We start from the raw sequence: 14210 nt of genomic DNA, 5'->3' as shown, positions 1-14210 counted from the left end.
TCTAAGAATGAATTTCTAAAGGATTTGCGATGTAATTAAATGTTGGTTCAGAATTCCAAGGGCCACGCTGCTCTTGCTCGGTTCCATTTGTTGATAAGTTGTAGTAGAGAGAGACGGTTTCATCTGGTTGAATATTACCAAAGAAGGGATCTGTTAACTTACCCAAAGAATCTAAAGCTTTCATAAACATTTGGGTATGTGAAATTTCTCTCGTTAACAAATGTACTAAAGTTTGTTTAGTTCCTTCGTCTGTTGCTAATTTAATCAACGCTTCGTAAGTTTGACGTGCGCCAGCTTCTGCGGCAATATTAGCACGTAAATCACGGACTACATCACCACCCTCATTCAAGTAATTTGCAGTCCAAGCGTTTCCTTGACTATCAAGAAAATGGGGACCAACTCCTCGGATAGCAAAAAGAGTGCTTTTGTAAGCTTCGGTTTGGTCGGTATTTTTCGTATGCGATTCGATGAGTTTACCAACCATCTCTAAATGACCAAATTCTTCGATGGCTATGTCTTGGAGCATATCTCGAATTCCAGCATTTTCTACATGGAAAGATTGTACCCAATATTGCAAGGCTGCTGATAGTTCTCCGGTTGCACCGCCAAATTGCTCTAGGAGTAGTTGAGCAAAATGAGGGTTTGATTCATCAACTTTGACTGTATGAATCGGATCTTTTTTGTGGAAAAACATACCTTTTTCTCCTATTCTCCTATTAAGTTCAGCCTCAATTTAGAAAATTAGGCTCTACTGCGTCTTTGGAACAGTTCCCATAGAAAAATAGCAATCATTGCACCAATAATTGCCACTAAAAAACCGGGAAGACTAAATGTAGCAGATGTCAGTTGTAGCGTTCCTGTGCGTAAAAATGTAAATAAAGTACCACCAATAAATGCACCAACAATACCTAAAATCATTGTCGAGAGAATTCCACCTCCTTGATAACCAGGATAAACAGCTTTAGCGAGTGCACCAGCCAATATTCCTAAAATTATCCAAGCAATAATATTCATAATTTCCTCAAATATCTGAATCTAACCTGTATCGAATTTATCAGTAATTAGTCATAATTATTTCTACCAGATGAGATAAATGTTTAAATCAAAAGGTGGAGATTTTTAAAGTCGGTAGAGAATGTAGAGACATTCTATGGAACGTCTCTACAAGGTTTTCACTCCTATGTCTAGTTCAAATTGCACGAGAGAATTTTGTGGCTCTAGTTTTTGTATGTGTATCAAAAACGACAGCTATGTTTCTCACGAGTAATCTACCACTATCTGTAATTTGAATTTCATCAGCTAACAAATTGACTAATTCATCAGCTTCCAGGGGTTTTAATTCCTCTAGTTCTTGGGAGAAATATCCATCAAAATTGATGTGATATTTCTGTTCAATGTCTGACTTATGTAGCTGAAAGTGAGACATGATTGACATAATTACATCACGTCTGATGATATCATCCTGAGTGAGTTTGATACCTTTACTGGTGGGGATAACACCTGCTATTACGGACTGATAATAATCTTTTAATCCCTTGTGGTTCTGAGCATAAGCATCTTCTAACATACTGATAGATGTAGAACCGAAGCCAAAAAGCTCTGTTTCTGCGTGGGTGGTGTAGCCCTGGAAGTTACGTTTTAGAGTACCATTGTGTTGAGCGATCGCTAATTCATTGTTAGTTTTTGCAAAATGATCCATACCAATAAACAAATACTCGTTATTTGTTAACTCCTCAATGGTCATTTTCAGAATATCTAACTTTTCCTGTGCTGTAGGTAGCGATTCTTCAGGTATCCTTTTTTGCACAGTCTTTATCCAAGGTACGTAAGCAAAATTAAATACCACAATTCTATCAGGATCTAGAGCGATTGTTTTTTGTACGGTTTCCCGGAAAGTATGTAGAGTTTGGTAGGGTAAACCATAAATTAAGTCTACATTGACACTAGCAAAATTAGCCTCTTTAATCCAATCCATCACATTATATAACAATGCTTCTGGCTGGACTCTGTTGACTGCTGCTTGCACTTTGGGGTTAAAGTCTTGGATACCAAAACTAATGCGATTAAATCCAATATCTCTGAGAAACTTGATATAGTCTCTATTGACATAGCGGGGGTTAATTTCAATTGAAACTTCTGCTTGAGAATCAATATTGAAATAACGGTTAATCTTATTCCACAAAAATTCAACTTGATGCAGTTCTAAATAATTAGGTGTACCACCACCCCAATGAACCTGAAGTACTTTTCTGCTTGTGTCAATTAATTCTGTTGTATTCTTGATTTCTTGTGCCAAATGCTGTAGATAGGGTTTAGCAATATTCTTGTTATTAGAAATTACCGTATTACAGCCACAAAAATAACAAGCACTTTGACAAAAGGGAATGTGGAAATACAAAGATAAGGGGGTTTGACGTTGATTAGAAGCGGTTATTGCCGTTTGGAAATCTTTCGCAGTAAATGTTTCACTTAATTCTGTCGCAGGTGGGTAGCTGGTATATCTGGGAGCGCGAGTATCGTACTTTTTAATCAGATCCAGATCAAATTTAACACCAGGTAATAGAAAGACCATCAAAACCTCCGAGTATCTGTGAGTTTAGTGCCTAGTGGTCATAGCCATTTTGTAGGAATACTTACGGTTAGTTTTCCTAATTTGTGTTGTCAGATTGACAATTTTTTGATTATTAATTGCCAATATATTTGTATGCTTCAGTTTAAAATACTGAAACGAATTAGCTAGGACTTACGTCAAGAAACCCGGTTTTGATCAAAAATACTATAAACTAGTTGTAGTAAATAGAATTCACGACTACACAAACTCGTTTAGTTGTAAATTCTACTATTTTTAATAAACCGTAAAAAGCACAAAATAACAAGGGTTGGAGTAATATTTTGTGTAATTTATCAGTTTATTTGCAGAATTAACTGATCAAATCAAATCGTTGTATGTAGCGCGACCAAGAGCTAAAATTAAAATATTTTCTAACTCCTTAATGATCTGCATATTCAAATAAAAAGCGTGGTTAGCTTCTGCTACAATTTGATCAGCATTTGTATCATCAACGGGTACAGTATCTAATGCTTGACGATACTTGTTTTTGAATGCTTGCTTATCTGGAATTTGCTCAAAGTTATAAAAAGAAGTTCCTTCATATCCAGATAGTTTTAAAGCTGATTGAGCAATTTTTTGTAGCATTTGCCCTCCAGAAAGATCACCTAAATAACGAGTATAGGAATGACCTAACAATAATGCTGGTTGATGAGCAGATATTTCTTGGATGCGAGCAATATAATTTTGAGCCGCAGTTGTAGGTGCAATCCGCTTGTACCATTGACTTCCATAATAAAATTCCATGTCTTTTTCTAGGGAAGCTTGGCGATTTAGCTCAGGAAAATAAACTACACTAATCACAGGATGTTGTTTATTTTTCTCAATTGCTGCTTCTAGTTCACTGTAAACAAAATACAAGTTCCTCAACAATTGAATAAAGCAGTCTCTATCTATCACACCTTGGACAAAACATTTCATGAAGCCGACATTTTCTGCGTCTGTATGAGCTTGTTGAGTACCAGAACGCAGTTTGATGGCTAAATTATTACTCATGGTTACTTCCTTCATGTTCAAGCGCCAAATTTCCTGAATGTCATCGACTTGTTTATCAGTTCACCGTCGATGTCAACGTTAAAAAATCGCTTTTGTAGAGATATGTGGTTTCTGCACTAATTTATCCAGCAGATACCGCTTCTGATGTAGAGCCTGGATATTTTTGATATCTTACAAAATATTTAACTATTAATCTTCTGAAAAATGTAAATATAGTCCTATTTCTTTAGACTTTAACTAAGTAAAATTGCTCTATAAGTTGCTTTTATAGGGAAAATTACTTGAAGTCTATAACAATTACTGAGTTTTATGTATATACTCGTAATTAAAAGCTAATTAAACCTCATCTACTTGACTATTAATAACAATGATTGATTGTGGCAATTTTGTGATAGTTTAGAAAAACAGCTACGCTAAAATGTAATTAAAACTGTAGAATTACGGATAAAGCTATGGCAATCTCCCATTACTCAATTATGATTCTGGAGGGTGCGCCAGAAGATCGGTTACTATACTGCCGCTATTTAAGTGAGGATAGAACTGCCACTTATGATGTACTTCAGGCTGAATCTGGATTAGAAGCATTAACCCAATTGGCTGAAAGTCAGCCAGACTTAATACTGCTAAACTATCAACTGCCAGATGTGGATGGGCTAGAATTTTTGAGCCAGTTGCGATCGCAATTTGGTAGTTTGCAAATTCCAGTGATCATGTTAGCAAACCAGGGGGATGAAGCGATCGCAGTTGCAGCCATGAAAAATGGCGCTCTCGACTACATGGTCAAAAGCAAACTCACCCCTAATGGACTTCGCAGGGGTGTTCGTACTGCCCTAGAAAAAACCCGCCTCATCAAGCAGATTCAGATGCAGGAGCAACAAAAACAGTTGTTTGCTGGCATCTCATTCCGCATTCGTCAGTTTTTGCATTTAGAGGAAATTCTGAAAACAGCCGTTCAAGAAGTTCGGGAACTTCTCAAAGCAGATCGGGCAATAGTATACCAGTTTGATCAGCAAATGAATGGGAAAATCGTTGCTGAATCGGTACTATCTCCGTGGAAAGCCGTCCTCAATCTTCAAATCCAGGACAGTTTATTAGAAAATAATGGCAGAAGCTATCGTGATTACAAAATCCGCGCAATTTCTGATATTCATGATGCTGGGCTAACAGCTGCTTATCTCAACCTGCTAGAGCAATTTCAAGTCAAGGCTCATCTTGTTGTACCCATTTTTCTAAACACAGAAGCCAGGGGACAGGGAGCAGAAGACAAGAAGCAAACAGGAAACTCGACATTGTTACCTGTTTCTCAATCTTCTTCTCATGTGCTTTGGGGGTTACTGATTGCTCACCAGTGCAACACGACTCGTGAGTGGCAGAAAAATGAACTCGATCTACTCCAGCAACTTTCTGTACAGCTATCTGTCGCCATTCAACAAGCAGAACTTTATGAAAATCTCCAAAATCTCAATACCTCTCTAGAGCAGAAAGTAGAAGAACGGACACAAGAACTGCAAGCCAGTGAGCGCAGATTTCGGGCTATTTTCAATAACTCTTTTCAGTTTACAGGACTGCTGACAACCGAGGGCATCTTACTCGAAGCCAACCAGACAGCTTTAAACTTTGGCGGCATACAAATAGAAGATGTCATCAATCGACCTTTCTGGGAAACTTATTGGTGGAAAATTTCCCAGGTAACGCAAGACAGCTTAAAGCAAAATATCGCTCGTGCAGCCCAAGGCGAATTTATCCGCTACGAAGTAGATGTTTTGGGTGCTGGAGGTCAGGTAGCTACCATAGATTTTTCTCTCCGTCCCCTCAAGAATGAATCAGAACAGATAGTAATGCTGATTGCAGAGGGGCGAGATATTACTGAGAAAAAGCGTGTTGAAAGTGAATGTCAAAACGCTCTAAAAGCTCTAAAAACCTCAGAAATTGAACTGCGAGGACTGTTTAACGCCATGGTCGATGTGATTGTGGTGCTAGATAGACAGGGACGTTATCTCAAAATTGCTCCTACCAGTACAGATAAGCTTTACCGACCTGCTCAAGAAGTGCTTGGTAAAACTGTCTATGAAGTTTTACCCGGTCATGTAGCAGACCTGTGTGTGAGCATGATCGAGCAAACTCTAGCCAGACAAGAATCCTTAGAATGCGAATACAGCTTACAGATTGGCAATCAACACATTTGGTTTAGTGCCAAAGTTTCACCAATTTCACCAGAAGCAGTAATTTGGGTGGCACGAGACATCAGCGCAGCCAAACGCAGCGAAATTATTCGCCAACAGGCAGAAAAGGCATTTCAGGAAAGCCAAATTTTGCTGCAACTGGTCATGGATAGCCTACCTATGGCCATCTTTTGGAAAGACAGAAACTGCCGTTACTTGGGCTGCAATCGGCAACTAGTTTTAGATGCGGGAATATCATCTCCAGCAGACATAATTGGCAAAACTGATTTTGATATGCCTTGGAAAGATCAAGCACCACTTTATCAGACAGGCGATCGCTTAGTCATGGAGTCTGGTCTACCTCAATTCAATCTTGAAGAACCATTTACAAACGGTGAAAACCTTTCTAGATGGTTACGCACTAATAAAATACCCCTGCTCACCCCTGCTGGTGAAATTATTGGCGTTCTCGTCAGCTATGAAGATATTACAGAACGCAAAGAGATGGAGAGGGCATTACAGAAAAGTGAACGCCGCTATGCAACTCTAGCAGCATCAGCCCCCGTTGGTATTTACCGCACCGATACAGCGGGAAATTGTTTGTATGTCAACGACCGCTGGTGTCAGAATACTGGATTGACACCCCAAGCAGCCATTGAGTCTGGATGGAAAAGAGCCTTACACCCAGAAGATCAACATCTAGTTGAGACGGAGTGGAATCAACTTGTGCAAAGCGGTGAAACTTTTAATTTGGAATATCGGTTTCAGCATGATGGGGTGGAAACCTGGGTATTTGGGCAAGCAGTTCCCGAACTAGACCAAGAAGGAACGGTCATAGGATACGTCGGGACGATTACAGACATCAATCTTCGCAAACAAGCAGAAACAGCCTTACGTCACAGTGAGCAGCTTTATCGTTCATTAGTAGATAACTTTCCCAATGGCATGGTTGTGCTGTTTGACCATAACCTGCGATACCTACTGGTAGGAGGCTTAGGACTAGCTAATGCTGGTTTGAGCAAGGTAGAAATGGAAGGCAAAACGATTTGGGAAATATTTCCAGCAGAGGCATCTAAGGTGATTGCACCTCTGTTACAGCAAGCTCTAGCTGGAGAATCTGTGATTGCAGAAGTTCCCTATCGCGATCGCCTCTACATTACCCATAATATCCCTGTGCGAAATGATCAGGGTAGTGTTATTGCAGGCATCCTCATGAGCCAAGATATCACTGAGCGCAAACAGTCTGAGGATGCACTAAAGGCTAGTGAAGAGAAATTTCGGCAGTTTGCAGAAAACAGTCGGGAAGTAATTTTACTTCGTCAGATTGATTCAGGAAAGTTACTTTATGTCAACCCTGCCTATGAGAAAATTTGGAAACAAACCAGCGAAAGCTTGTATGAAAATCCTGACTCCTGGATGAATTTTTTGCACCCTGGTGATCGTCAGCGTATTCATAGCGCCTATAACAACATTGGTGGGCAGGTATTCTTAAACGAGGAATACCGGATTATTCAACCTGATGGATCGATGCGGTGGATTAGGGGACGATGTTTCCCCATTAGGAATGCGGCTGGGGAAATTTACCGCATTGGTGCGATGGCAGAGGATATTACAGATCGCAAGTATACAGAAGAGGAACGCGATCGCTTGTTGCAAATTCTAGAGCAACAAAATCAGACTTTAGAAAACCAAGTTACCCAACGCACAGCAGAACTACAACAAAGTGAAAAACGCTTCCGTAATCTTGTCGAAACATCAAGTGATTGGGTGTGGGAAATTAATGAATGTGGGATTTATACTTACGCCAGTCCGCAAATTTTTGACGTTTTGGGATATTCTCCAGAAGAAGTTTTAGGCAAAACTCCCTTTCATTTAATGCCGCCAGAAGAAGCACTAAGGGTATTGACACAGTTTATGAAATTCATCTTAGTTCAAGCACCCTTTCAATGCTTAGAAAATATTCACCTACATAAAGATGGCAGACTGATTACTTTAGAGACAAGCGCAGTTCCTATTTTTGATGAAGATGAAGAATTTCGAGGCTATCGCGGCATGGATAGGGATATCACTAGACGCAAACTCTCAGAAGCAGCTTTACACCAAAATGAAGTCCGATTCCAGCGGATTGCAGCCAATGTCCCTGGCGTAATGTATCAATATCTTCTCCATCCTGATGGCTCCCATAAATTTGTATATATTAGCGATCGCTGTCGAGAACTATATGAACTACCATCCGCTACCATGCTCGAAAATGGCAATGTTTTATTTAACATGACCCATCCAGATGATTTACCCACATTGCAAGAGTCTATGATCCGTTCAGCCTCTTCTTTGCAGCAATGGTCATGGGAAGGTAGAGTCATTACCCCATCTGGTCATATCAAATGGATACAGGGCGTTGCTCAACCTCAAAAACAAGCCAACGGTGATATTTTATGGGATGGATTAATTCTCGATATCAGCGAAAGAGCGCGGATGGAAGCCGAACGCAAAAAAATCGAAATCGCACTCCGCAACTTATCAGACAGATTGGATCTAGCAATCAAATCTGCTCAAATTGGCATCTGGGACTGGGATATGGTTAACGATTGCCTGCTCTGGGATGACCAAATGTACGAACTCTATGGCGTACAAGCTTCAGACTTTACAGGTGCTTACCAAGCATGGGAAGCAAACTTGCATCCCGACGATCTTTTATTTTGTCGTGCCGCTATCCAGCAAGCTATTGCCGGCGAAAGCGACTTCGAGTCTGAATTTAGGGTGATCTGGCCTGATGGCACAATCAAATTTATTAAAGCCTATGCCCTCATCCAGTGGGACTCCCAGGGCCAAGCTCAACGGATGATCGGCATTAACTTTGACATCAGTGAACGCAAACAATCAGAAGCCCAGTTGCAAGCAGCAGAAGTACAACTCCGCAGTTTATCAGATCGCCTGAGTTTGGCAGTCAAATCCGCAAAAATTGGCATTTGGGATTTGGATTTGATCAACGATTCCCTCGTTTGGGATGAACAAATGTATGAAATATTCGGTGTGACACCTCTGAATTTTGACCCCAGTCAGGGAGCTTGGGCAAAATTTGAGCAATTTGTTCATCCTGATGATAGAGTCACTATCCGCGAAACTGTTCAACAAGTTATTGCCGAAGATCAAGAACTGGATATCGAGTTCAGAATTATATTGTCCAATGGCGCAATTCGCATCCTCAAAGGCTATGCAATTGTTCAGCGTAATTCCCAAGGGCAACCCCAACGGATGATTGGCGTTAACTACGACATCACCAATCGCAAACTAGCAGAAGCTGAGATTATTCGCAGTCGAGATTTACGAGAAGCAATTTTTAATGAATCAGCTGATGCCCTATTCCTAGTCGATGCAGAAACTGTCAAAACTATAGACTGTAACAAACGGGCAGTAGAAATGTTTGCAGCTACCAATAAAATTGATCTGATTAATATTGAAGGACATGAGTTACAAAAGCTGCAATTCACCTCCGAAGAGATGCAAGTAATTGCAGATGATATGTATAAACAAGGCTTTTGGAATCAGGAACTTGAATACAAGACCTTCAAAGGTGACTTATTTTGGGGCAGCCTGGCCGCCAAACAAATTACTGTAGCCAGTCAGAAAATGAACCTTGTCCGAGTCACAGATATTAGTCAACGCAAACTAGCAGAAGAACAACTGCACCAGACAAATAAACAACTTGCTGCTTTCAATCACGAACTTGCCCGTGCTACTCGTCTTAAAGATGAGTTCCTCGCTAACATGAGTCATGAATTACGCACCCCCCTGAATGCCATTTTGGGTATATCAGAAGCATTACTAGACGAGGTGCTGGGAACGATCAACGAGAAACAACGACGGGGTTTGCAAACCATCGAGCGTAGCGGAAACCACCTGTTGGAATTAATTAACGACATCCTGGATTTATCAAAAATTGAAGCCGGGCAACTGGAATTACACTACACTCAAATAGCCATCAGTCCCCTTTGCCAATCCAGTTTGTCCTTTATCAAACAACAAGCCTTCCAAAAACACATTCAGCTGGAAGTGAAGATTCAACCCAATTTGCCAAACTTATTGCTAGATGAAAGACGTATCCGCCAGGTTTTGATTAACCTTCTCAATAATGCTGTAAAATTCACGCCAGAAGGAGGGCAGATCACTTTAGAAGTCACCCACCAACAACTTGCCCCTGAAGTAGAGATGACATCTCTGCAAAACTCGATTCAGATTGCAGTCATTGATACAGGCATCGGTATCGCCGCAGAAAATCTCGACAAACTGTTTCAACCTTTCATCCAAATTGATAGTTCCTTAAACCGCCAATATGCTGGAACTGGTTTGGGGCTTGCACTCGTTAAGCGGATTGTGGAAATACATGGTGGACGGGTGGGAGTAAGCAGTGAAATCGGTGTGGGAAGCCGCTTTACCTTTGATTTACCCTGCGGCCATGTTTCTGAGTCTTCCCAGGAGTCAGTCCAGCAGATATCATTTGATGTAGACTCTACTGCCAACGACACACCACAGGAATCTCCTCTCATCTTGCTGGCAGAAGACAATGAAGCTAATATTTTTACGATCTCTAATTATTTAGAGGCCAAGGGATACCGTATTATCTTGGCAAAAAACGGTCAGCAAGCGATCGCTCTCACCAAAGAACAAACTCCCAATCTCATTTTAATGGATATTCAAATGCCGGGAATAGATGGTATGGAAGCAATCAAGTTGATTCGAGTAGAACCAAAATTGGCAAACATTCCCATCATTGCCTTGACAGCTTTAGCTATGCCCGGTGATCAGGAAAAATGTTTAGCAGCCGGAGCAGACTACTATCTGACAAAACCTGTAATACTCAAACAACTTGTAAATATAATGCAACAGCTTTTATCAGTAAAAAAATAGACCTCTTGCAAAATAAATTATCACCAAATCGGCTTATTTCTAGTTATACAGCCGAAAATCCCTATAATTTAACCTATCTTCCGCACCCTCAACTGTCACAATCGGTTTTTACTGTTTTTTATAATGACGCGAGGATGTATTATATACTAAATCTCTAGGAATTAACGGATGCAGGATGCCGATAAGGCATAATTTATATCCAAAAATTAATAGAAAATTAAGTGATAATACTATGTGACACCCCAGGGTGCGGAATGTGGGTTTAACGTGAGTTCGACAGGAAGCGAAAGGTAGAAAGCTTGTGCGATATAAATTGTTTGTGCAGAAATCCAAAAATTCTCTTTCCCCCTGCTCCCCTTCGACTACGCGGTAGTTGAGCGTTCACGTAGTGTGTCGAAGACAAGTCGAAACTCAGGGCAAGCCTGCTCCCTGCCCCCCTGCTGCCTTAATGATAAGTATTCAACCTGACATGATTAGGACTTACGTAAAAAACCCTCCAACTCTTATTTCTCTGTGTCCTCTGCGACCTCTGCGGTTCGATATTCCGTGATTCGTGCGTAAGTCCTAATGATATTACTGGGGAAAAAGAATCCTCACAATAGTTTGTTTCCCAGGTATACTCTCAATTGAAAACTCTCCTCCATGAATTTCTACCAACCTCTTAGCAATTGATAATCCTAAACCAGAACCTTGTTGTTCATACATTTTTCTTTCAAATTGGACATAAGCTCTAACTCCAGAAATCTGCTCCTTGGTCATACCCCGTCCGTGGTCAATTATATACAAATGATAGGCTTGATTACTGTTATATCCTATTATTTTTACTAGTGTATTTGGTTGGGAAAATTTGAAGGCATTATCAATTATCTCTTCAACAATTTTACCCATTTTCACCGAAGAAATATTGATCATTGTATCTGCTACTTCTATCTTTAAATCTGCCGACCTATTGGCATTGTTGGCAATCTTTATAGCTGCATTTTCAATAGCTGATTTTACAAAGTTTTTGACTTCATGATTGCGGAAATTCGCAATTTTTTCAGGATTAGATGCTAATAACTCTAGGTCTGCATACACAAGGAAATTAAGGGTCAATCTATGCAGCCTTAGACCAGCCCGATGAATTGATTCTAGCATTTCTAAATTTTCTTCATTAGAAAGTATTCCCTGCTCTTGAATCAATAACTTTGATAATCCTATAATATGATTAAGAGGGGTATTAATTTCATGAGGTAATGAGTGGCTTATACAATTGCTTAAAGTATTTAATTTTTGCTGAGTTTGTTGATCAACTAAAGATTGTTTATCAAGCCTAGTCGCAATTGCTTGGAGTAATTCATCCGGTTGAAAAGGCTTAGTTAGGTAATCATCTGCACCAAGTTCCATCCCTCGACGTACATCAGACCGATCTGACTTAGCAGTTAAGAAAATTAAAGGAATTGTGGCAGTAGCAATATTCTGACGAAGTTGAGTTAATACACCATAGCCATCTAATTCAGGCATCATCAAATCACAAAGAATCAAATTAGGATGTTTCTCTTGAGCCAACTCCAAACCCTGCAACCCATTTTCTGCAACTAGTGTCTCAAAATCTGATAATTCCAATATTTCTTTGATATTATTCCTGATTTGAGGCTCATCTTCAATGATTAGAATCGTATTCATATCGTATTCATATAAATTGGGTCAAACTAAAAGTAACAATTCAGAGTGCGGAATTAGTCAATCTTAATACTCTATTATGACTAATATCCAGTTCTTTGCGCTTCGTGATAAATGATGAATATTAAATGAATGTTAAAACTTGCTTAAGTAATATTTCGTAAGTATTATTCACGAAACTTAAGCGTGATTATCTATAATTACTGAGGACTTACGTAAGTGTCATCGAAGAGGCAGAGGGGCTGGGGACTTCCAAATAAAAAAATATACACAGGACTCACGCATTGAAACGGAAAACTGTCATTCTGAGCGCAGCGAAGAATCTCTCCAGAATTTGAAACGCCTATTCTACCGTTCTCAACTTGGCTGAGTGCGTAAGTTCTAATACAATATTTCTTGTGGTGCGGGCATCCTCGGACTGAGCCTGTCGAAGTCTTGCCCGCTAATTATCAAGGACAGGCAGGACTTGTACTGAGCAGTTCGACAAGCTCACTGTAAGACTTGTCGATAGCGTAGCGTGGCGTTAGCCATAGTATGCCTACCCCACAAGATGAGATCATTTATTTTCTGGAAGTCCCCTGGGGGAATGCTTCTTCTCTTCTGCCGTGGAGAGGAACATGGGGTTAAAGAATACTGTAGAGACGTTTCATGAGTAGGGATTCTCGGCTCTATATCCGCGAATAAAGTGCATCCTTATCAGGAAATGGTATTGAGTTTAAAAATATTAGGAATTACGCAAGAGTAGCAATTAATAATCATAAAAACTGCCAAAGATAGCAAGAAAATTAATACACCGTTTCACGAATTACTTCCGTGTTGATTGGCTTGATGAGGTAAAGCCGCAACATATACCAAACGATGTTCCTCAGCAACGGAATTTTTTTGAAGAACTTGATAATTCCCCAACCTTTGCTATTATTGAGTTCAATTAATTTCTGGTTATTGATTGCACATTGTTCCAAAAACCAGAAAAAGTAGGGGTGATTTGTATTTAAGATAATTGGAAATGCCCTAGCAGCAGTTTTGTTGGTTTCTTCAATTACCTGATTATTGTATTTACGGGGATGAATACCTAATATTTCATAGAAACTCGCCCGTTCAAATACTGTCATTGTGTGAGTAGCAAATACAGTTAATAAAAAGAAACGCACCCATAATCGTGCTTTCCAATTATTCCATAACTGGGGTTGAGAACGTAACAAAGCCTTGAAAAAATCCCCGTGTCTATTTTCATCCTGACACCAGCTTTCAAATTTCCGAAATAGGGGATAAAACTGGAATTCTGGATTTTTTGCCATGTGGCGATAGACTAAAATATAACGCCAATACCCAATTTTCTCCGATAGGTAAACAGTGTAAATCACCCATTCTGGAGGAAAAAATGTATAGGTACGATTTTTAGTTAAATAACTTAAATCAAGGGAAAGATTAAAATCTGCCATTGATTTATTCAGAAAACCCGCATGGCGTGCTTCGTCTCGTGCTAAATAACCAAATGCTTCTGATAGTAGAGGGTTACTGTCTTTGATACGGCGAGATAATTCTTTAAACAGTAAAAATCCAGAAAACTCTGAAGTGCAAGAACGTTCTAAAAAGTCCAGAAACGCCAGCCTTTTCTCTCCCTCAATGTGATCCCAACACTGTTTAAATTCATCATCACGAACAAAGTGATGGCGGTTATAATCAGCTTTGAGTTCATCAACTACAGCTCTTAATTCGTTCTCATAGGCAGAAATATCCATTTTGGCCACAGCATCGAAGTCTGTGGTATAAAAACGGGGTGTTAATAATGTTTCTTGAACAGGTGCTTTGACACCTGGTTTCAATAACTCAACTGGGGGAGTTTCCAAAGACTTAACCATGATACTCCTTTG

At 39.8% G+C, this 14210-nt stretch carries 7 protein-coding genes; 1 reads left to right on the top strand and 6 read right to left on the bottom strand.

Annotation, left to right across the window (positions count from 1 at the left end; translation table 11 throughout):
• Position 1: 1 nt before the first annotated feature.
• The 4 genes from ACSQ6I_RS14070 to ACSQ6I_RS14055 form a co-directional block, all read right to left on the bottom strand.
• On the bottom strand, positions 2-694 hold the full coding sequence (locus ACSQ6I_RS14070; RefSeq protein WP_438890941.1) for a manganese catalase family protein: 693 nt from the start codon (positions 692-694) through the stop codon (positions 2-4).
• Between the two features lie 47 nt (positions 695-741).
• A complete protein-coding gene (locus ACSQ6I_RS14065; RefSeq protein WP_438890940.1) occupies positions 742-1014 on the bottom strand; it encodes a GlsB/YeaQ/YmgE family stress response membrane protein in 273 nt (90 codons plus the stop codon).
• Positions 1015-1189: 175 nt separating this feature from the next.
• Positions 1190-2572, bottom strand: coding sequence for an oxygen-independent coproporphyrinogen III oxidase (gene hemN, locus ACSQ6I_RS14060; RefSeq protein WP_438890939.1), 1383 nt, complete (start codon positions 2570-2572; stop codon positions 1190-1192).
• Positions 2573-2929: 357 nt separating this feature from the next.
• A complete protein-coding gene (locus ACSQ6I_RS14055; protein WP_438890938.1) occupies positions 2930-3604 on the bottom strand; it encodes a heme oxygenase (biliverdin-producing) in 675 nt (224 codons plus the stop codon).
• A 452-nt stretch (positions 3605-4056) separates the two neighbouring features.
• Here ACSQ6I_RS14055 and ACSQ6I_RS14050 point away from each other — a divergent pair, with 452 nt between their 5' ends.
• The gene (locus tag ACSQ6I_RS14050) at positions 4057-10674 is read left to right on the top strand and encodes a PAS domain S-box protein (protein ID WP_438890937.1); all 6618 of its coding nucleotides are present in this window, start codon (positions 4057-4059) and stop codon (positions 10672-10674) included.
• 573 nt (positions 10675-11247) lie between these two features.
• Here the strand turns inward: ACSQ6I_RS14050 and ACSQ6I_RS14045 are convergent.
• Together ACSQ6I_RS14045 and acsF are read right to left on the bottom strand one after the other, a co-directional pair.
• Entirely contained in the window at positions 11248-12339 is a 1092-nt protein-coding gene (locus ACSQ6I_RS14045; RefSeq protein WP_438890936.1) for a hybrid sensor histidine kinase/response regulator, read from the bottom strand.
• Between the two features lie 782 nt (positions 12340-13121).
• The gene (acsF, locus tag ACSQ6I_RS14040; RefSeq protein WP_438890935.1) at positions 13122-14198 is read right to left on the bottom strand and encodes a magnesium-protoporphyrin IX monomethyl ester (oxidative) cyclase; all 1077 of its coding nucleotides are present in this window, start codon (positions 14196-14198) and stop codon (positions 13122-13124) included.
• Positions 14199-14210: the final 12 nt, after the last annotated feature.

Origin of the sequence: Anabaena sp. WFMT (genome assembly GCF_051781005.1) — a bacterium.
Classification (GTDB): Bacteria; Cyanobacteriota; Cyanobacteriia; order Cyanobacteriales; family Nostocaceae; genus Anabaena.
This window is presented reverse-complemented; position numbering and strand designations above follow the sequence as displayed.